The organism is Paraburkholderia sp. GAS33 (assembly GCF_050436645.1).
GTDB classification, from domain to species: Bacteria; Pseudomonadota; Gammaproteobacteria; order Burkholderiales; family Burkholderiaceae; genus Paraburkholderia; species Paraburkholderia phenazinium_B.
The window spans coordinates 557,592-576,173 of record NZ_JBNDMP010000001.1; the positions used below are offsets into that span (position 1 = coordinate 557,592).

Genomic DNA, 18,582 nt, shown 5'->3' on the forward strand with positions numbered 1-18,582 from the left:
CGCTTCGACTCATCTACCTTCATCTATCGAGACTGACATGAGCACAACCACGCCTGAGCAGAACAAGGCCCTCGTCCTCGAGGCTTTCGATACGCTTTTCAATAAGCGCGACTACGCGGCCGCCGAACGCTTCTGGTCGGACCGCTATATCCAGCACAGCGCACACATTGCACCGGGGCGCGACGGGCTGTTCGGTCTGATCCGCACGCTGCCTGACACGCTACGTTACGAGAACCAGCTGATCGTGGCCGAAGGCGACTACGTGATCGCGCATGGCCGTTTCTCCGGCAGCGGCAGGCCAGCCGCGTGGATTGCAGCGGACGTGGTCCGCTTCGAAGACGGCAAGCTCGCCGAGCACTGGGACGTATTGCAGGACGAGGCAACCAGGGAGCAATCCGCGAGCGGTCTGCCGATGTTCGGCGACCGTTTCCCGGAGTGAAGTCCTAGCCCAGAAACATTGGACTTCGAAACCACGATGCCTTGAACATTATTTAGGACACCATCATGAAACTGACAGGAAACACGATTTTTATCACAGGCGGCACCTCGGGTATCGGGCGCGCATTGGCCGAGGCGCTGCATCAGCGCGGCAACAAGGTGATCATTAGCGGACGCCGTCGCGGCCTTCTCGACGAGGTGGTCGCAGCCAACCCCGGCATGGCCGCCATCGAGCTGGACATGACTGACGCGGCAAGCATCGAGCGGGCCGCGGCGCAACTGATCCGCGACTATCCCGACTTCAATGTGCTGATCAATAACGCCGGCATCATGCAACCGGATAGCGCTGCGGGCCGGATCGACGATGTGCTGCTGGTTTCTACCGTCGAGACCAATCTGATCGGGCCGATCCGCATGACCTCGGCGCTGCTCGGGCATCTCAAGACGAAGAACAATGCGGTGGTCGCTTATACGACCTCAGTGCTGGCGTTCGTGCCGCTGGCCGTGACTGCAGTGTATTCGTCGACCAAGGCCGCGTTGCATTCATACATCATGTCGCAGCGCTTCATGTTGCGCGATACCACGGTGCGAGTCCTCGAAATCGCGCCGCCGTGGGTGCGCACCGACCTGATGAACAGCCGCGAAGCTGAACAGGCGATGCCGCTGGATGCGTTTATCAACGAGACTATCGCAGTGCTCGGTACGGACACCGATGAGGTGCTGGTGGATGCGACCGTGCTGTTCCGCGGCAATCCCGGGCCGGGTGAACATGAACTCGTGAACGGGTTCAATGCCCAGATGGTCGAGGTGTTTGGCGGGTGAGCGGTCGTCTGTGGAAGATCGTTGAAGAGAGAGACCGCGTGAGCAAGCTGGGACGCTGCTCACGCGGTAAGTCATAACCGTCATGAAGTCGCGAAGTTCGCCGGCTCAGGCGTGCACTTCGATCGAATCTACACGGTCCGGATAGAAGGCGAGGTGGTCCTTGATTGCCGCGACTGCCGTGTACGGATGTTCATAGGTCCAGACCGAATTCACCGAACGCTCTCCGCCCGACGGGATCGAAAAATACGAGCAATCGCCCTTGTACGGACAATAGGTCGTATGTTCGGTGCGCTCCAGCAGCGTCATGTCCGTGTCCTTTCTGGGGATGTACAGGACAGCAGGGTAGGCCGCTTCGCGCAACGTCAATGCTTCGCGGGTGTCGGCGATCACCTTGCCCCCGAGCTTGACGACGATGCGCGCCGGGTTCGGCTCGACGGTGATCGGATGATCGGCGCCTGGAATCTTGACGGTCTTGCCTGTCTGGTTCAGGTTGCTTGACATTGAAACACTCCTTGGGTTGATTCGCCGCGCAGCGTGGGCCGCGCTCGGCGAGACGGGTGTTGCGGGCCACTGCCCCTATGATCGGCCCTTTGACGATTTTGCGCAGGAACGATGACGCGACCGGTGGCCAGGTCTTCCACGAGTGTCTCGATGCCTGTCACACGCGGTTCGATCACATGAAGACAGGCTAGACCATACGCGTTCGGACGTCCGGCGAAATAACAAAGGCCGCCTCCAGATTACTGTTCAATCAGAGCTTCGAGCCGCCATCCACGTGCAGCGTGTCGCCAGTGACCCAGCGGGCCGCATCGGAAGCGAGGAACGCGACCGCACCGGCAATGTCGTCGGGCTGCGCGATGCGCTTCAATGCCTGCATGCCTAGCGTGATGTCGCGACCGGCATCCGTCTTCGTGAAGTTCGACATGTCGGTGGCGACTACGCCAGGCGCAACCGCATTCACGCGAATGCCACGTTCGCCGAGTGCGGAGGCGAAATGCTTGACGAGCGTATCGACCGCGCCTTTGGTCGAGGCATAGGCCGACAGCACGCCCACCGCGGAATGGGCGGCAAGCGACGACAGCAGTACGACGCTACTGCCCTGGCCAAGCACCGGCAGCAGCTGTTGCACGAGGAAATAGGGCGCCCGCACATTCACCGCGAACAGATTGTCGAAATCTTCAACGGTGGTGTCCTCGATGCTCGCGGCCTTGGAGATGCCGGCATTGGCCACCAGAACGTCCAGCCGTTCGCCGACCATTTCACGCACCGCTGCTGCTAGCTTGTGCGGACCGTCTGCCGCACGCAGATTGGCGCCAACCTTCTCTGCCTTGCCGCCGGCTGCGCGGATCTCGGCAACGACAGCGTCGGCCTCCTTCTCGCCACTGCTGTAGTGAATCAGGACCTCTGCGCCCTGTCTGGCGAGTGCGAGGGCGCTGGCGCGGCCGATGCCACGCGAAGCGCCGGTGACGAGAGCGGTTTTTCCAGTCAGGCTAGTCATGGTCAATCTCCAGTGAGGTTAAAAGCTGCTGTGCCTGTGAAGTTCGGATGCGTGTTCGTCATCCGGTAGTTCAGAGCTGTGACGCGCGGGGGGTGGACGTTCGCGTCGCTGCCATGAGAGCTAATTTAGGGGTGCACAGCACAAAGGAAAAAGACTTTGTGGGCTGGTGGCCATGCCTCGCGGGCATGTGCTGCAAACGCAATGCCGCATGATGGGCGCTGAGTGGCCCAATGAGGCTTGCTATAGGAGGGTGTCGGGGAAATGAAAGTATGTTGGGGCGTGCACGACCGGAAGATCAAAAAAACCTCCCAGGCAGCCACAGCCTGGTGATCTGGCCGCGCTGTGGTACCGTCGCGCGGCCGGAAGACCACCCTGCAGATTCGATGCGCGTTACAGCGACGCTTCGAGTTCCTCGATCGCTTCGGCGAGCACCATTTGCGCGGCATTGGCCGGCCGTGCCGCAGTGCGGCCTGCGGGCCCATAAACCGCGTCGCCGCGTACGATGCTGGATCCCGTGATGGCGCAAATGCCCTGCGAGCGCGCGATCCTGCGAATCCACAACTGTTCGCAGTAGTTGGCGGCGGTGGAGTCGCGCCACGTAATCGAAACCGATTTGGCGGTGAAACGCTCGACAAACGTCACCACGGCGCTTTTGTTTTCGGCGGCCCTTCCGCGCGAACGATCAGCCGCTGCACCTCGGCGCGCCGGGTTGGCGCAATCGCGACCGGAGCGCGTCGCGGAGAGGCGAGGCGCGCCTTGCATGCGGCCCGTAGCCGCCGCTTCTTCCACATCGCTATCACCCATCTCGTCCTGCGTGGACAAGGCGCTTTCTTTCAATCCGGCAATCACCACTGCCCATGGATCTGCGAGGCGGGGACGCGCAAGCGCCTCGCCAGCGGTCGAAAAGGCACGTTCAACCACAGTGTTACGCTGCGCCGCATCTGCCTTCAGGTGCCGGCTGCGCCCCGTGGGTGCGTTCATCGTGGCTGCCAGGTCTGGCTCGGGTCCTGTAACGTTCACGTCGAATCCTTTATCTGATTCCGCTCCCCGGGACCGCCTCTGCCCGCCACGACGGGTCGGGACGGCTGAGCGCGGCAACCCGCGACGCGTCGCAAAGACGCGAACGCCCGTCGTGACGGCGCGCGGCACAACGGGGCTGAAGGCGGAAGGCTGGTGTCATTGGCGACACCCTCGAACGCATCTTATCGGCCGGCTCACGCGAGATAAATGCGCGTTCCCTGAAAACAATGTTTGGGTTCGGCCAACAATGAAGGGGCGCGGCGAGGCGCCCCTTGTGCTCAGACAGTGACGACGATCTTGCCGAACTGGCCGTTTTTCTCCAGATAGCGGTGCACCTCAACCATTTCGTCGAACTTGAAGGTGCGGTCGATCACCGGCTTGAGCGCGCCGCTTTCCAGTCCCTTCAGGACATATTCGACTGCGGCCTTGCGCCGGGCCTCGTCACCACTCGTCAGCCAGATGTTGTGAGCTTTGACGGTGATGACCCTGGCGATCATGTCGAGGATCGGCAGCGGTGTGACATCGGTGCTGAGCGCGCCATAGATGTACAGGATGCCGTTGAAGGACAGCGCCTCGACCAGCTTGGTCAAGGTCGGGCCGCCGACCGGGTCGAAGGCGACGCGTGCGCCATTGCCGCCCGTGATGCGCTTGACCTCTTGCACCAGGTCGGTTTCTTCCGTGGCAATCACGTGTGCCGCGCCGGCGTCGAGCAACTGCTGACGCTTTTCCGAGGTGCGTGTGAGCGCGATCGAGGTTGCGCCCGCGTAATTGGCGATCTGGATCGCCGCAAGTCCCACGCTGCTCGAGGCCGCCGGAATGATGACGAAGTCGCCCTTCGTGACCTTGGCGTCTTCGATCAGCGCGCCGTATGCAGTGACGAACATCATCCACACCGAGGCGCCCTCAGCATAGGACAGCGAATTGGGATGCTTCACGACCGCATGTTCCGGCACGATGACGATTTCGCCGTACGTGCCGTAGCTGTTCATCGAGAACGACGGCATGACATTGACTTCGTCGCCGGCCGCGATGCCGTTCACTTCCGGTCCCACCGCATCGACGACGCCGGCGGCCTCGTACCCCAGAACGGCCGGAAACTTGACGGGCTCGATATAGTCATCGAGACACCACATCGATTCGGCGCGGTTGATGCCGATTGCCTTCACTTTAATGCGAACTTCATGCGGGCCGGGGGCGCGCACCTGATGCTCGACGAATTCGAGCACTTCGGGAGCGCCGGCTTTGGCAAACTGAACTGTGCGTGACATAGAAACCTCGTGATGTGAGTGGATGCTGGTGGTGTCGTGCGTTGAGCGTTACGGCGAGTGCTCAGGAGCACACCGTCTCGGCTTCTTCGTAAGCCGGGAAGTCCGAGTAGTTCTTTTCGTCGCCGCCCCAGAACGCGGAGCGCACGTATGGCGTGAGCGGCAGGTTGTGCTGCAGGCGATAGGGCAGATCCGGGTTCGACGAGAAGTGACGACCGAAAGCCACCAGATCGGCATTGCCGGATGCGACGATCGCTTCAGCACTGGCGCCATTGAAGCCGCCTGCGGCGATGATCGGACCTGAGAAGTGCGCGCGCAGATACTTCACCGCCACCGGTGCGTGACCTTCATGCAACGTGCCGTCTCCTTTGATGCGCGGTTCGATCACGTGAAGATAGGCCAAACCGTAACCGTCGAGTACTTTAGCCACGTAGCTAAAGGTGGCTTCCGGGTTGCTATCGGAGATACCGCCCCATTCGACGGACGGCGAGATCCGTACACCTACGCGCTCGGCGCCGAACACCGAAAGCGCCGACGTTCCTGGGAGTGAACAAGTGAGCCATGATCTTTCCTTTGCTGGGTAGATATATATTGCAAGCATGGATTGAATGAGTGGACCGCCGTCCCGTCGCCGCCTGATGGGTAATGTAGTGAGGTCTTGTCGAAAGCTAAAAGACTTTGTAAGCTGGCAGGCATGCCTATCAGGCATGGATCGAATTCGAGGGCCTATGGAACTACGCCATTTGCGGTATTTCATTGCGGTTGCCGAGACCGGCAGCCTGACGGTCGCGGCCGAGCGTCGGCTGTTCACTTCGCAGCCGTCGTTGAGCCGGCAGATCCGCGATCTGGAGGAGGAGGTCGGTGCCGACCTGTTTAGCCGCAGCGCGCGCGGGGTCGAACTGACGGCCGCAGGCAAGGCGTTTCTCGATCACGCGCGGCTCGCGCTCTCGCAGGTGGATGCAGCGGGCGAAGCGGCGCGGCGCGCGGCGCAGCCGAGCAAGCCGGTCTTTGCGCTCGGCTTTCTGACAGGGCAGGAAATGACGTGGTTGCCGCGCGCGATGCAGGTGTTGCGCGAGGAATTGCCGAAGGTCGACGTGACGGTGTCGAGCCACTACTCGCCGGATCTGGCGGACGCCCTCGCGCGCGGCAAGCTCGACCTCGCGTTTCTACGCGCGGAACCGGGCTTCGATCTCGACTATCGCGTCGTGAGCCAGGAGAAACTGGTCGTGCTGATGCCGAGCGATCACCGCCTCACTGAGCGGGCCACCATCCGCCCCGGGGATTTCGCGGGTGAGCCTTTCATCATGGCGACCAACAAGGCCAAGGTGCTGCATCAGGTGATCTTGAAGTATCTGAAGGACAAGGCGATTGAGGTCGCGCCCGAACATGGTGTCGACAACCTCGCGATGGCGATGTCGTTAGTAGCCTCTACGCGCGGTCTGGCGCTGATGCCCGAGTACGCGAACAATCTGCTGCCATGGTCGGTAGTGAGCCGTCCGCTCGAAGGCGAGGCGCCGACGATCGATCTGGTGATCGGCTACAGCAAATCGAATACGTCTGCAGTGTTGAAGCTGTTTCTTTCGAGGGCGGATGAGTTATTGATGTAGTCGCTCGATGATCCCTAGCGCTGCTGCGGGATTGCGTTCCTTGAAGCCGCTGATCACGTAGAGGTATACGTCGCGTCCCTTTTTCGCGCCGGTGTCTGCCGCGACCGGTTCGAGGTCGTCCGGTACTGTGCCCGCGGCGAGCTGGCTGGCCCGTTCCGCCCATGTGTCGAGCGCCTTCTTCGAGTAGCCCTGGGCCTGCTTTTCGGAAGTCCCCATGATCCGGGCGTACACGAAGGGCGCGGTGAGGTCGGCGATCTGCGGATACTCGCCTTCCGCCGCGAGCACGATAGCGACGCCGTATTTGCGCGCCAGCGCGACAAAGGCCTCGCTACGGAAGCTCTCGTGCCGGACTTCGACCGCATGCCTCAACGTGAGCCCGTCCAGCTTTTTGGGCAGCAGCGTCAGAAATGCTTCGAAATCCTCTGCATCGAATTGCTTGGTTGTGGCGAATTGCCAGTTGATCGGCCCGAGCTTGTTTTTCAGGTGGGTGAGGCCGCTGGCGAAGAAGCGCTCCATGCTGTCACCGGCTTCTGCCAGCACGCGCCGGTTGGTTGCGTAGCGCGGCGCCTTGAGCGAGAACACGAAATCGTCGGGTGTCTCGTCGTGCCACTTCATGTAGCTCTCGGGCTTTTGCAAACCGTAGAAGGTGCCGTTGATTTCGATGGTGGTCAACTGGCGGCTCGCGTATTCCAGTTCGCGCTTTTGCGTCAGGTCCTCTGGATAGAACACGCCTCTCCATGGGGCGTACGTCCAGCCGCCAATGCCGACCCTGATCTGCGGTTTCGTGCGCGTTGCCATATGCGGTTGTCCTCGTTGTTTGGGGTGCCGCGTGGTGCGACGACTTTTCCAAGGGGCTCAGCAAGTTCGATGCCTTCCCTTATCCTGGCAAATCCGATCGCATGTGTCCATGAGTTGCGAGCGCGACCATGTCAAGAGTGGCGACTTTCACGCTAACGTATTGGAATTCAGGTTATATGGAACCTGAAACGCGAGGTGGCACGCTTGTCCATTGAACCCCGCCTGATCACCGCCACGCTTCTTACAAGGAAAGTTACATGCTGAAGATCCATCACCTGGGCCACTCGCAATCCGAACGGATCGTGTGGCTCTGCGAAGAGCTCGGCGTTCCCTACGAGCTCGAGAAATACACGCGCGACTCCGTCACGCGCCTGTCGCCGCCGGAGCTGAAGGCGCTGCATCCGCTTGGCGCGGCGCCGCTTGTGGAAGTCGACGGCATGTTGCTGGCCGAGTCCGCTGCTATCGTCGAGTTCATCCTCGCCCGCTATGGTCATGGACGTTTGCAGCACGCATCGGACCATGCGGATTTTGCTTCGTATCTCTACTGGTTTCACTTCGCCAACGGCAATCTGCAGCCGGTCATGCTTCGAACCATGACTGTGGGACGTTGCGGACTGGCGCCGGACCATCCGGTTCAAACGTCGTCGCTCGATCGCCTTGAAAAAGTGCTGGCACTGGTCGAGACGCGCCTCGCGCATAACGACTATCTCGCGGGCAGCGAATTCACCGCAGCCGACATCATGAGCGTTTTCTCGCTGACCACGATGCGCCTGTTCCATCCTCTCGATCTCACGCCTTATCCCAACATACTCGCGTACCTGCAGCGCATCGGTGCAAGGCCTGCTTATCAGCGGGCGATGGCCAAAGGCGATCCGGACTTGACGCCGATGTTGACCTGAAGTCACGGCCTTATCTCAAAACGGCATAGTTGTTATCTGTCATATAGCGTTGCGCGATACGGTCCGCGGTCGGCACACTTGATCCACAAATCAATTACCGCCAATCGCAACTGCGTTGCATGGGGTGAGCGTCGGCGCTAAAGCGCCAACTCTCACCGACCGCGACAGGAGACATCTATGCGTACCCAAGTCGGCATCATCGGCGCCGGGCCGGCAGGCCTGCTTCTTTCCCATCTGCTTCATCTGCGTGGCATCGAGTCCGTCGTGCTCGAATCGCGCACGCGCGCGCAGATCGAATCCACCATCCGCGCCGGCGTGCTCGAGCAGGGCACCATGGATCTGCTCTGCGAGGCCGGTGTCGGCGCGCGCATGAAGGCCGAGGGCGCGCTGCATCATGGCTTTGAACTGGCTTACGAGGGCAAGCGCCGCCGGATCGACCTGACCGGACTAACAGGCCACTCGATCACCGTCTATGCCCAGCACGAGGTCATCAAGGACCTCGTGGCGGCGCGGCTGGAGGCGGGTGGCACCTTGCTGTTTAGCGTGTCGGATACTTCGATTCACGGTATCGATACGGATACGCCTTCAATCCGCTTTCGCCATCAAGGCGAGGCGTGCGAGCTTCAGTGCGACTTCGTGATTGGCTGCGACGGGTCGCAAGGAGTGTCGCGAGCGTCGATTCCTGCGGTCTTGCGCAAGGACTATGAGCGCGTCTATCCGTTCGGATGGTTTGGCATCCTGTGCGAAGGGCCGGCGTCTTCCGACGAACTGATCTACGCGCGCCACGAACGGGGTTTTGCGCTGGTCAGTACCCGTTCGGCGAACGTGCAGCGGATGTATTTCCAGTGCGACCCGAAGGACTCCGTCGACAACTGGTCCGACGATCGCATCTGGGCCGAAATGCACGCGCGGGTCGATTCTTCCGACGGTCAGAAAGTGGTGGACGGCAAGATCTTCCAGAAGAACATTGTTGCCATGCGCAGCTTTGTCTCGACCACCATGCAGCACGGCAGGCTCTTTCTGGCTGGCGATGCGGCCCATATCGTGCCGCCGACGGGCGCCAAGGGCATGAACCTGGCGATCGCCGATGTGCGTGTGTTGACCGCTGCCTTGCTGGCCTTTTACGCGGAAAACCGCCGGGATCTGCTGGATAACTACAGCGCTACCGCGCTCAAACGCGTCTGGCGCGCGGAGCACTTCTCGTACTGGATGACGCGCATGATGCACCGGCTCGACGATGCCTCGCCGTTCGAGCAGCAACTGCAGGTGGCGGAGCTCGAGCATGTCACTACCTCGCGGGCAGCGGCTACTGCGATGGCGGAGAACTATGTTGGCGTGGCGCCGGTGTAAACCTCGCGCATTCCTAGGCGCTGGCGGCCTTGTGTGCTGCCTTCGCCGCTTCTGCCGCTTGTGCCTTTTCCAGCCGCCGGCTCGCTTCACCCACCTCATGCCGGAACTGCACCAGGGCGGCGAGCGCCGCATCGGGCGGCTGCAGCGCCGCCCATAGCACCTCGATCAGACTGTCGGCAGTGGCTTCGATATCCGTGCGGCGCTTGGCGAGCGTCGCATCCCACAGCACGTGTTCCATGGGTCCAAACACCATCGAGCGCAGCAGCCGTAACGGCACATCCGCACGAATCTGACCGGTTTCCTGGCCATGGGCGAGCACGCGCATCAGCGGGGCCGTGTAGCGCCGCTGCAGATCGGTCAACGCTTCGCTCAACTCGTGATGCCGCGCACGTCCCTCGGAAAGCACCAGCGCGCACAGATCCGTGCCGTTCACCAGCATCAAACGAAGATGCATGCGGACGATGAACGCGAATTGCTGCCTCACGCTGCCGTCGCGCGGCAGGCCCGCTTCAATTGCACCGATGATTTCGTCGTACCAGTCGCCGATCACCCGTGCGCACAACTCGCGCTTGCCGCGGAAATAACTGAACACGGTCGCTTCGGAGATACCGAGCCGTTGCGCAATCTCTGCCGTGGTCGCACGTTCGTAACCCTTTTCGGAGAACACGTCGCGGCCCGCCTGAAGGATTTCCTTCACGCGTTGCTGCGATTTACGCCCTGCCGGCTCGCGGCGCGATGCAAGCGCCTCTGTCCTGGGTGTGGCCCTCGCCATGGCGGTCGGTGCAGGCTTCGATGCGGCCATCATATGAGTCCAGTTCAGTTTTGAGCCTTGGAGGCTGCCGGTGTGGGCGAGTTTAGCACGCTGAAACGGCGCTTTGGAGGACATTTCCCGTATCTGAGTATCACTCAAAAATACCTATTGACGTATACGTAAATCTAGCGTGAAATTCGCTAATCCCACGAATTCCTGGAGACACTGCAATGAGTAACCTGCCCGGTTTGCAATTCCCGCTCGGTGAAGAGATCGCAATGCTGCGTGACAGCCTCGCGGGTTTTGCGGCGAAAGAAATCGCGCCGCGCGCCGCTGAAATCGACCGCACCGACCAGTTTCCGATGGACCTGTGGAAGAAATTCGGCGACCTGGGTGTGCTGGGCATGACGGTGTCGGAGGAGTACGGCGGCGCCAATATGGGCTATACAGCCCACATGATCGCCATGGAGGAAATCTCGCGGGCGTCGGCCTCGGTGGGTCTGTCGTACGGCGCGCATTCGAACCTCTGCGTGAACCAGATTCATCGCAACGGCACCGAGGCGCAAAAGCGGAAGTACTTGCCGAAGCTCGTGTCCGGCGAGCACGTCGGCGCACTCGCCATGAGCGAGCCGAACGCCGGCTCGGACGTGGTCAGCATGAAGCTGCGCGCGGACAAGAAGGGCGGCCACTATGTGCTGAACGGCACCAAGATGTGGATCACTAACGGTCCGGATTGCGACACCCTGGTGGTGTATGCGAAAACCGATCTCGAAGCCGGCCCGCGCGGCATCACGGCGTTTATCGTCGAGAAGGGCATGAAGGGCTTCTCGGTGGCGCAGAAGCTCGACAAGCTCGGCATGCGCGGCTCGCACACGGGCGAACTGGTGTTCGAGAACGTCGAGGTGCCGGAAGAAAATATCCTCGGCCAGTTGAACGGCGGCGTGAAGGTGTTGATGAGCGGGCTCGATTACGAGCGCGCCGTGCTGGCTGGCGGCCCGACCGGGATCATGGTCGCGGTGATGGACGCGGTGGTTCCGTATATTCATGACCGCAAGCAGTTCGGCCAGTCGATCGGCGAATTCCAGCTGATCCAGGGCAAGGTGGCCGATCTGTACACCACGCTGCAGGCTTGCCGTGCGTATCTGTACGCGGTGGGTCGCCAACTCGACACAATGGGCTCCGAGCACGTGCGCCAGATGCGCAAGGACTGCGCCGGTGTGATTCTCTACACCGCTGAAAAGGCCACGTGGATGGCCGGCGAAGCGATCCAGATCCTCGGCGGCAACGGCTACATCAACGAGTACCCGGTGGGCCGTCTGTGGCGCGATGCGAAGCTCTATGAGATCGGCGCGGGCACCAGCGAGATCCGCCGTATGCTGATCGGCCGCGAACTGTTTGCTGAAACGGCCTGACTGGTGGCACCCGGTTGCCACTCAGTTGCCACTCAACCCGCCTGGTCGGACCGGGCGGCGCATAGAACAGCGGCGCTCAGGAGAGCCAAGCAATGCCGATCATCGAAACAAAGCTGAATCCCCGCTCGGACGATTTCCGCAACAACGCGGCTGCGCTCGAGGTGCTGGTTGCCGACCTGCGCGCCAAAGTCGAGAAGCTTGCGCTTGGCGGCGGGCAGGCCGCGCGCGACAAGCACGTGGGACGCGGAAAACTTTTACCGCGCGACCGGATCGCGCAACTGCTCGACCCGGGCACGCCGTTTCTGGAACTGTCGCAACTGGCGGCGTTCGGCATGTATAACGACGATGCGCCGGGTGCCGGCGTGATCACCGGTATTGGCCGCATCGCCGGTCAGGAATGCATGATCGTCTGCAACGACGCCACCGTCAAAGGCGGTACGTACTATCCGGTCACCGTGAAGAAACATGTGCGGGCGCAGGAGATTGCCGCTGAAAACCATCTGCCGTGCGTGTATCTGGTGGACTCGGGCGGCGCCAATCTGCCGAATCAGGATGACGTGTTCCCCGATCGCGATCACTTCGGGCGCATCTTTTACAACCAGGCGAACCTGTCCGCAGCCGGCATTCCGCAGATCGCGGTGGTGATGGGTTCGTGCACGGCGGGTGGCGCTTACGTGCCGGCGATGAGTGACGAGTCGATCATCGTGAAGAACCAGGGAACGATTTTTCTCGGCGGGCCGCCGCTCGTGAAAGCCGCGACCGGCGAAGTAGTGAGCGCGGAAGACCTCGGTGGCGGCGACGTGCACACGCGCCTGTCGGGCGTGGTCGATCATCTGGCGCAAAACGACGCGCATGCGCTGGGGATTGCGCGCAGCATCGTCGGTAATCTGAACCGTACCAAGCAGGTTCCGGTGGCGCTGCAGGAGCCGAAACCGCCGCGTTACGACGCGCAGAGCATCTACGGCGTGATCCCTGTCGATACGCGCAAGCCGTTCGATATCCGCGAGGTGATCGCGCGTATCGTCGACGACTCCGCTTTCGACGAATTCAAGGCCCGCTACGGCACGACGCTTGTCACTGGCTTCGCGCATATCTGGGGCCATCCGGTCGGCATTATCGCTAACAACGGCATTCTGTTTTCGGAGTCGGCTCTCAAGGGCACACACTTCATCGAGTTGTGCTGCCAGCGCAAGATCCCGCTTGTGTTTCTGCAGAACATCACCGGCTTCATGGTGGGTCGCAAGTACGAAAACGAAGGTATCGCACGCAACGGCGCGAAGATGGTGACGGCCGTCGCGACGGCCAAGGTGCCGAAATTTACCGTGATCATCGGCGGCTCGTTCGGTGCGGGCAACTACGGCATGTGCGGCCGCGCGTATTCGCCGCGTTTCCTGTGGATGTGGCCGAACGCGCGCATCTCGGTGATGGGCGGTGAACAGGCGGCCTCCGTGCTGGCCACCGTTAAACGCGACGGGATCGAAGGCAAGGGCGGCGCCTGGAGTGCGGAGGAGGAAGAGGCGTTCAAGCAGCCGATCCGCGAGCAATACGAGCATCAAGGGCACCCGTACTATGCGAGTGCACGCCTGTGGGACGACGGTGTGATCGACCCGGCTCAGACCCGCGATGTGCTCGGCCTGGGACTGTCCGCGACAATGAATGCACCGATCGAAGACACGCGTTTCGGCGTGTTCAGGATGTAACGCGGCAGCTCGACGGAAGGAGCGAATCGATATGCAATACGAAACATTGATCCTGACGACAGCCGGTCAGGTTGCGACAGTCACGCTGAACCGACCCGATGTACGCAACGCATTCAACGAAACGATGATTGCCGAAGTGACCGCGGCATTCCAGTCGCTCGACGTGCGCGACGACGTGCGAGCGGTCGTGCTGGCGGCAAACGGCAAGGCGTTTTGCGCGGGCGCGGATCTGAACTGGATGAAAAAGATGGCCGGTTACTCCGACGAGGAGAACCGTGCCGACGCGATGCGCCTCGCCGCCATGCTGTCGGCGATTTACCGCTGCAACAAGCCGGTGATCGCTCGCGTCAGTGGTGACGCCTACGCGGGCGGCATGGGCCTGATCTGCGCGTGCGACATCGTAGTGGCGCTGGATACCGCGCGCTTCTGCCTCTCCGAAGCGCGCCTCGGTCTGATTCCCGCCACCATCGCGCCGTATGTGATCCGCGCGCTGGGCGAACAGGCCTCGCGTCGCTACTTCACCACCGCGGAATTGTTCGACTGCGCAACGGCGCTGCGCCTGGGCCTCGTCAGCGAATCGGTCAGTGAAGAGCAACTCGACGCCACCGTGCAGCAACTGGCCGACACGCTGTGCGCCAACGGCCCGCACGCCGTGCGAGCCTGCAAGCAACTCGTGCAGGACATCGCGGGGCGCGAACTGGATGAAGCGCTGATCGCGGACACGGCCTCGCGTATCGCGCGCGTGCGCGCCAGTGCGGAAGGTCGCGAAGGAGTGGCGTCGTTCCTCGAAAAGCGCACGCCGTCGTGGCGCACATAAGGCCTTGGGCATGATGCCGCCGGACGCCACGATTACCCGCAGAACAACGGTCCTGAACGGGACACTTCATCGAGACACCTCATGTTCAACAAGATTCTGATCGCTAACCGCGGCGAGATTGCCTGCCGGGTCGCCGCAACCTGCAAGCGTCTCGGCATCGCGAGCGTAGCGGTGTATTCCGATGCGGACGCCAACGCGAAGCATGTCGCGGCGTGCGATGAGGCGGTGCATATCGGCGGCGCGACTGCGGCGGAGAGCTATCTGCGCTACGAACGCATCATCGCGGCGGCGCTCGCAACCGGCGCACAGGCGGTGCATCCGGGCTACGGTTTCCTGTCGGAAAACGAAGACTTCGCCCAGGCGTGCGCAGCCGCAGGCATTGCGTTCATCGGACCGCCGGTCGAAGCGATTGCGGCAATGGGCTCGAAAGCGGCTGCCAAAGCGTTGATGCATGCTGCTGCCGTGCCGCTGGTGCCGGGCTACCATGGCGACGATCAGGATGCCAAACTGCTGCAACGTGAAGCAGATGCAATCGGCTATCCGGTGCTGCTCAAAGCGAGCGCAGGTGGTGGCGGCAAAGGCATGCGCGTGGTCGAGCGCAGCGAAGACTTCGCGGCGGCGCTTGCATCGTGCAAGCGCGAAGCCGCAAGCAGCTTCGGCAATGATCGTGTGCTGATCGAAAAGTACCTGACGCGGCCGCGCCATGTCGAAGTGCAGGTGTTCGCCGATCAGCAGGGCGGCACCGTATATCTGTTCGACCGCGATTGTTCGGTGCAGCGTCGCCATCAGAAGGTGTTGGAAGAGGCCCCAGCGCCTGGCCTTAGCGCCGAGTTGCGGCGTGCGATGGGCGAAGCGGCGGTCGCGGCGGCGCGTGCGGTGAACTATGTCGGCGCGGGCACGGTTGAATTCATCATGACCGGTGCGAGCGACTTCTACTTCATGGAGATGAATACGCGCCTGCAGGTCGAGCACCCGGTCACTGAAATGGTAACGGGCCTCGATCTGGTGGAATGGCAATTGCGCGTGGCGTCAGGCGAGCCGTTGCCGCTAACACAAACGCAACTGAAACTCGATGGTCATGCCATCGAAGCGCGTATCTACGCCGAGCATCCGGCACGCGGCTTCCTGCCGTCGACGGGCACGCTCAAGCATCTGCGCATGCCTGAGGGCGTGGAGTTTGCGATCGGTTCGCCAGGGGTACCCGGTTCGCGCGCTGCGGTGCGGATCGATAGCGGCGTGCGCGAAGGCGACACGATTACGCCGTACTACGATCCGATGATTGCGAAGCTGATCGTCCACGGTGCGACGCGTGCCGAGGCGCTGGCGCGGATGAGCCGGGCGTTACGCGCTTGCGAGGTGGTGGGTCCGCATACCAATGTCGAGTTTTTGCAGCGTATCGTCACGAGCGAGCCGTTTTCCAGTGGCGATCTCGATACCGGCCTGATCGAGCGGCATCACGCTGCGTTGTTTGCGCCGGTGCAAAAGCCATTTCGCGAAGCCGTGGCGCTGGCCTGTGCGGCCTTGCTGACGCGTGAAGGCGGTACGGCCCATGGCGCATCGCCGTGGGATGCGCTGTCGCATTGGCGGTTAAATAGCGGTTATACGCAGACCCTCGCATGGCGCGACGTCGAAAACGAAAGCGCCTTTGCGGTGACGTTTGCTCGCGATGGCGGCGTGCAGACACTGGAACATGATGGTCAGCGCGACGGCTTTACGTGGTGGAGTGGAACAGGTGCACATGAGTTCGGCGCGACGATCGGCGACTCGCACGTCACCGGGCGCGTCTTCGTGGATGGCGACGTGTTCCATGTGTTCTGTCTGGGCGAGGCGTTGGCTTTCGAATGGCAAAACCTGCTCGCGCATGCGGCCGATGCCGAACACGGCGAAGGGCGACTCACCGCGCCGATGCCCGGCAAGGTGATCGCGGTTCTTGTCGAACCGGGTGCGGTTGTCGAGAAAGGCACGCCGCTGATCGTCATAGAAGCCATGAAGATGGAGCACACCATCGGAGCGCCGGCGGCCGGCACGGTATCGGAGGTGCTGTACGCGGTGGGCGATCAGGTAGCGGACGGTGCGCAGTTGCTGGTGCTGGATGTCGGTTGATTGCGCGTAGTCCAGACCGCTCAGGCAAGGTGCGGATACCCCAGGGCCCGCGCCTCGTTTTCCATCTGGTTGATGTGCGCATAGTCGCTCAGCGACAGGCGTGAAAATCCCTTGAGACGCAGTCGCTTCGCACGCATGGGTTGTGAAGCGAGGGCGTCGTCCAGCGCCGCGCGCATCGATTCGACGGTGCTCTGCGGCACATCGCTCGCGGCAATCAGCGGTAAGCCCGGCGATGCCGCTGTCCAGCCTGGCACTCGCACCTGCTGCGCGAGGTCGGGCAACTCGTCGCACATGAACGCAAACGTGACACAGTCGATTGCGGCGACATCCGCGCGGTTCTCCACCACCGCTCGCAGCGAGCCGAGGTGCGAACCGGTGCGGATGACTTCGCTAAAGAATCGCTCATCCTTTGCAAGCGGCGCCACCGCATGTCGGAATACATTCATGCCACTATTCGAATCGTCCTGGTTATAGGCAGCGCGTGTGCCGCGGCATGCGTCCAGAGAGTCGAACGGTGCATTCGCTCGGGTGATCAGCACGCTCGAATAGTTCGCGCCCGCACAGCCTGGCGCGTCGAATTGCGGCGTCGCAATCAATTGAACGTGACGCTGCAAACCGCTGACAAGCGGATAACCGCAGGTCTGCGATATCAGGAGGTCGGGGCGGCGCCACAGCGCATGCAGGTCTTCACCCGGATCGATCAGGGCGGCATGCGGGTCCACTGCCTTTAAGACGTCAGCAAGCAACGCGCGCCACACGGCGGCGAGCGCCGGCGTGACGTTGTACATCGGAAGGGCGGCCACGCGGTTCATGAGGGTTCTCTTTTCTTGCGCAATTCGCGTAGTTCCGGTTCGTGTCTTTCGGCCCATTGCCACACTTCGCAGAATGCTGCACACAGGCTCGTTCCCAGTTCAGTCAACGAGTATTCGACGCGCGGAGGAACCTCGGGATGCACGGTACGCAACACGAGTCCGTCGGCCTCCATTTGTCGCAACGTCTTCGTCAACATTCTTTGGCTGATCGAGCCGACCAGTTCGCCGACGCGCGTAAAGCGCACTACGCCGTTCTGATTGAGCACCTCAAGGACGCACATCGTCCATTTGTCCGCGACGCGGCCGAGCACGTCGAGCACAAGTGCATCGAGTTCCGCTGAGGACGAGTGCCCGGTCGTCGATTTGAATACGACCCGTCGATTTTCTTTTTTGCCGTTCGCCATTGAGAATCCGCATTACGCACATTGATGTTCGTACCACACAAACCGGTGCCTACTTCCCGAATGAGAGTGCTTGCCATACGCTAGCACAACCTCATACAGGAGAACAGCCATGCAAATTAGCGGAAACACGATTCTGATCACCGGCGGCGGTTCGGGCATTGGGCGCGCGCTCGCGGAAGCATTTCATCGTCGTGGCAACAAGGTCATCGTCGCGGGGCGCCGCCAGTCCGCACTCGATGCCGTGCGCGAGGCCAATCCAGGCATCGAGACAGCCACGCTGGACCTCACGGATCCGCAAGACATTGCCCGCTTCGCGGCGCAGATCGCTCGCGACTATCCCACGCTGAACGCGCTCCTCAACAATGCTGGCATCATGCAGCCGGAAGACTGGCGTGCAGCCGATGTGAATACGAGTATCGCCGAGGCGACGATCGCCACGAACCTGCTCGCCCCTATCCGTCTCACTGCTGCATTGTTGCCACTGCTGCGTAAGCAGGCGAAGTCGACGGTGCTGACCGTGTCGTCGGGACTGGCATTCCTGCCGCTCGCCATCACGCCGACGTACAGCGCCACCAAGGCAGCAATCCACTCGTTTAGCGAGTCGCTGCGCTATCAGTTTAAGGGCACGAATGTGGATGTTGTGGAAATCGCGCCGCCTTACGTGCAGACCGAACTGATGGGCGAGCAACAGGCCAGCGACCCCAACGCGATGCCGCTTACGGAGTATATTGACGAAGTCATGTCGATTCTGGAGTCGCAGCCTGACGCGCACGAAGTGCTGGTCAAGCGTGTGCTCCCGCTGCGCTTTGCGGCCGAGCAGGGAAGTGAAGGTTATGCAAAACAGTTTGCCGGCTTGAACGATCACTTCGCTGGCAGCTAGATGTGT

The 18,582-nt window shown here is 61.6% G+C and carries 18 protein-coding genes and 1 pseudogene; 10 read left to right on the forward strand and 9 right to left on the reverse strand.

Annotation, left to right across the window (positions count from 1 at the left end; translation table 11 throughout):
- Window positions 1-37 precede the first annotated feature (37 nt).
- Both P3T24_RS02565 and P3T24_RS02570 read left to right on the forward strand, forming a co-directional pair.
- Window positions 38-439 (forward strand): nuclear transport factor 2 family protein, encoded by a 402-nt coding sequence (locus tag P3T24_RS02565; protein WP_074268830.1) that lies wholly within the window; start codon window positions 38-40, stop codon window positions 437-439.
- A 65-nt stretch (window positions 440-504) separates the two neighbouring features.
- The gene (locus P3T24_RS02570) at window positions 505-1,260 is read left to right on the forward strand and encodes an SDR family oxidoreductase (RefSeq protein WP_429432113.1); all 756 of its coding nucleotides are present in this window, start codon (window positions 505-507) and stop codon (window positions 1,258-1,260) included.
- A gap of 105 nt (window positions 1,261-1,365) precedes the next feature.
- Here P3T24_RS02570 and P3T24_RS02575 read toward each other — a convergent pair whose 3' ends face one another.
- The 5 genes and pseudogenes from P3T24_RS02575 to P3T24_RS02595 all read right to left on the reverse strand — a co-directional run.
- Window positions 1,366-1,761: a DUF427 domain-containing protein gene (locus P3T24_RS02575; RefSeq protein WP_074268828.1), complete on the reverse strand. Its 396-nt coding sequence runs from the start codon at window positions 1,759-1,761 to the stop codon at window positions 1,366-1,368.
- Window positions 1,762-2,011: 250 nt separating this feature from the next.
- Entirely contained in the window at window positions 2,012-2,758 is a 747-nt protein-coding gene (locus tag P3T24_RS02580; RefSeq protein WP_429432116.1) for an SDR family NAD(P)-dependent oxidoreductase, read from the reverse strand.
- A 390-nt stretch (window positions 2,759-3,148) separates the two neighbouring features.
- Window positions 3,149-3,778 carry a DUF3331 domain-containing protein gene (locus P3T24_RS02585; RefSeq protein WP_429432119.1) on the reverse strand — a complete coding sequence of 210 codons (630 nt, stop codon included), beginning with the start codon at window positions 3,776-3,778 and terminating at the stop codon, window positions 3,149-3,151.
- 278 nt (window positions 3,779-4,056) lie between these two features.
- Window positions 4,057-5,046 carry a zinc-dependent alcohol dehydrogenase family protein gene (locus P3T24_RS02590; protein WP_429432122.1) on the reverse strand — a complete coding sequence of 330 codons (990 nt, stop codon included), beginning with the start codon at window positions 5,044-5,046 and terminating at the stop codon, window positions 4,057-4,059.
- A 61-nt stretch (window positions 5,047-5,107) separates the two neighbouring features.
- Window positions 5,108-5,572: pseudogene (locus P3T24_RS02595) on the reverse strand (alkene reductase); the annotation flags it as partial.
- A 199-nt stretch (window positions 5,573-5,771) separates the two neighbouring features.
- Here P3T24_RS02595 and P3T24_RS02600 point away from each other — a divergent pair.
- Window positions 5,772-6,650, forward strand: a complete 879-nt coding sequence (locus P3T24_RS02600; RefSeq protein ID WP_074268824.1) for a LysR family transcriptional regulator — start codon at window positions 5,772-5,774, stop codon at window positions 6,648-6,650.
- On the opposite strand, the gene P3T24_RS02605 is transcribed toward P3T24_RS02600, so the two are convergent.
- Window positions 6,639-7,448 (reverse strand): DUF72 domain-containing protein, encoded by an 810-nt coding sequence (locus P3T24_RS02605; RefSeq protein ID WP_429432125.1) that lies wholly within the window; start codon window positions 7,446-7,448, stop codon window positions 6,639-6,641. The genes P3T24_RS02600 and P3T24_RS02605 overlap by 12 nt on opposite strands.
- A gap of 257 nt (window positions 7,449-7,705) precedes the next feature.
- Between P3T24_RS02605 and P3T24_RS02610 the strand changes: the two genes are divergently transcribed.
- Both P3T24_RS02610 and P3T24_RS02615 read left to right on the forward strand, forming a co-directional pair.
- Window positions 7,706-8,347 carry a glutathione S-transferase family protein gene (locus P3T24_RS02610; RefSeq protein WP_429432128.1) on the forward strand — a complete coding sequence of 214 codons (642 nt, stop codon included), beginning with the start codon at window positions 7,706-7,708 and terminating at the stop codon, window positions 8,345-8,347.
- A gap of 177 nt (window positions 8,348-8,524) precedes the next feature.
- Window positions 8,525-9,697, forward strand: coding sequence for a 4-hydroxybenzoate 3-monooxygenase (locus P3T24_RS02615; RefSeq protein ID WP_429410299.1), 1,173 nt, complete (start codon window positions 8,525-8,527; stop codon window positions 9,695-9,697).
- 13 nt (window positions 9,698-9,710) lie between these two features.
- On the opposite strand, the gene P3T24_RS02620 is transcribed toward P3T24_RS02615, so the two are convergent.
- Window positions 9,711-10,469 (reverse strand): TetR/AcrR family transcriptional regulator, encoded by a 759-nt coding sequence (locus P3T24_RS02620; protein WP_429433226.1) that lies wholly within the window; start codon window positions 10,467-10,469, stop codon window positions 9,711-9,713.
- A 209-nt stretch (window positions 10,470-10,678) separates the two neighbouring features.
- Between P3T24_RS02620 and P3T24_RS02625 the strand changes: the two genes are divergently transcribed.
- The 4 genes from P3T24_RS02625 (at window position 10,679) to P3T24_RS02640 (ending at window position 16,480) form a co-directional block, all read left to right on the forward strand.
- The gene (locus P3T24_RS02625; RefSeq protein WP_429432131.1) at window positions 10,679-11,860 is read left to right on the forward strand and encodes an isovaleryl-CoA dehydrogenase; all 1,182 of its coding nucleotides are present in this window, start codon (window positions 10,679-10,681) and stop codon (window positions 11,858-11,860) included.
- 92 nt (window positions 11,861-11,952) lie between these two features.
- Window positions 11,953-13,560, forward strand: coding sequence for a carboxyl transferase domain-containing protein (locus P3T24_RS02630; RefSeq protein ID WP_429432134.1), 1,608 nt, complete (start codon window positions 11,953-11,955; stop codon window positions 13,558-13,560).
- Between the two features lie 31 nt (window positions 13,561-13,591).
- Window positions 13,592-14,377: an enoyl-CoA hydratase/isomerase family protein gene (locus tag P3T24_RS02635; RefSeq protein WP_429432137.1), complete on the forward strand. Its 786-nt coding sequence runs from the start codon at window positions 13,592-13,594 to the stop codon at window positions 14,375-14,377.
- A gap of 81 nt (window positions 14,378-14,458) precedes the next feature.
- A complete protein-coding gene (locus tag P3T24_RS02640; RefSeq protein ID WP_429432139.1) occupies window positions 14,459-16,480 on the forward strand; it encodes an acetyl/propionyl/methylcrotonyl-CoA carboxylase subunit alpha in 2,022 nt (673 codons plus the stop codon).
- Window positions 16,481-16,500: 20 nt separating this feature from the next.
- Here P3T24_RS02640 and P3T24_RS02645 read toward each other — a convergent pair whose 3' ends face one another.
- A complete protein-coding gene (locus P3T24_RS02645) occupies window positions 16,501-17,292 on the reverse strand; it encodes a phosphate/phosphite/phosphonate ABC transporter substrate-binding protein (RefSeq protein WP_429432142.1) in 792 nt (263 codons plus the stop codon).
- On the reverse strand, window positions 17,289-17,696 hold the full coding sequence (locus tag P3T24_RS02650; RefSeq protein ID WP_074268815.1) for a winged helix-turn-helix transcriptional regulator: 408 nt from the start codon (window positions 17,694-17,696) through the stop codon (window positions 17,289-17,291). Before P3T24_RS02650 ends, P3T24_RS02645 begins: the two co-directional genes overlap by 4 nt.
- 109 nt (window positions 17,697-17,805) lie before the next feature.
- On the opposite strand from P3T24_RS02650, the gene P3T24_RS02655 reads away from it, so the two are divergent.
- Complete coding sequence (locus P3T24_RS02655) at window positions 17,806-18,576, forward strand: SDR family oxidoreductase (RefSeq protein ID WP_429432145.1); 771 nt, start codon at window positions 17,806-17,808, stop codon at window positions 18,574-18,576.
- Window positions 18,577-18,582: the final 6 nt, after the last annotated feature.

Excerpts from the sequence above, each read along its gene's own strand:
- P3T24_RS02625 (WP_429432131.1), top strand. The coding sequence starts at position 10,679 with ATGAGTAACCTGCCCGGTTTGCAATTCCCGCTCGGTGAAGAGATCGCA.
- P3T24_RS02635 (WP_429432137.1), top strand. The coding sequence starts at position 13,592 with ATGCAATACGAAACATTGATCCTGACGACAGCCGGTCAGGTTGCGACA.
- P3T24_RS02650 (WP_074268815.1), bottom strand. The coding sequence starts at position 17,696 with ATGGCGAACGGCAAAAAAGAAAATCGACGGGTCGTATTCAAATCGACG.
- P3T24_RS02640 (WP_429432139.1), top strand. The coding sequence starts at position 14,459 with ATGTTCAACAAGATTCTGATCGCTAACCGCGGCGAGATTGCCTGCCGG.
- P3T24_RS02620 (WP_429433226.1), bottom strand. The coding sequence starts at position 10,469 with ATGGCGAGGGCCACACCCAGGACAGAGGCGCTTGCATCGCGCCGCGAG.
- P3T24_RS02570 (WP_429432113.1), top strand. The coding sequence starts at position 505 with ATGAAACTGACAGGAAACACGATTTTTATCACAGGCGGCACCTCGGGT.
- P3T24_RS02630 (WP_429432134.1), top strand. The coding sequence starts at position 11,953 with ATGCCGATCATCGAAACAAAGCTGAATCCCCGCTCGGACGATTTCCGC.
- P3T24_RS02575 (WP_074268828.1), bottom strand. The coding sequence starts at position 1,761 with ATGTCAAGCAACCTGAACCAGACAGGCAAGACCGTCAAGATTCCAGGC.
- P3T24_RS02580 (WP_429432116.1), bottom strand. The coding sequence starts at position 2,758 with ATGACTAGCCTGACTGGAAAAACCGCTCTCGTCACCGGCGCTTCGCGT.
- P3T24_RS02605 (WP_429432125.1), bottom strand. The coding sequence starts at position 7,448 with ATGGCAACGCGCACGAAACCGCAGATCAGGGTCGGCATTGGCGGCTGG.
- P3T24_RS02615 (WP_429410299.1), top strand. The coding sequence starts at position 8,525 with ATGCGTACCCAAGTCGGCATCATCGGCGCCGGGCCGGCAGGCCTGCTT.
- P3T24_RS02645 (WP_429432142.1), bottom strand. The coding sequence starts at position 17,292 with ATGAACCGCGTGGCCGCCCTTCCGATGTACAACGTCACGCCGGCGCTC.
- P3T24_RS02655 (WP_429432145.1), top strand. The coding sequence starts at position 17,806 with ATGCAAATTAGCGGAAACACGATTCTGATCACCGGCGGCGGTTCGGGC.
- P3T24_RS02590 (WP_429432122.1), bottom strand. The coding sequence starts at position 5,046 with ATGTCACGCACAGTTCAGTTTGCCAAAGCCGGCGCTCCCGAAGTGCTC.
- P3T24_RS02565 (WP_074268830.1), top strand. The coding sequence starts at position 38 with ATGAGCACAACCACGCCTGAGCAGAACAAGGCCCTCGTCCTCGAGGCT.
- P3T24_RS02610 (WP_429432128.1), top strand. The coding sequence starts at position 7,706 with ATGCTGAAGATCCATCACCTGGGCCACTCGCAATCCGAACGGATCGTG.
- P3T24_RS02600 (WP_074268824.1), top strand. The coding sequence starts at position 5,772 with ATGGAACTACGCCATTTGCGGTATTTCATTGCGGTTGCCGAGACCGGC.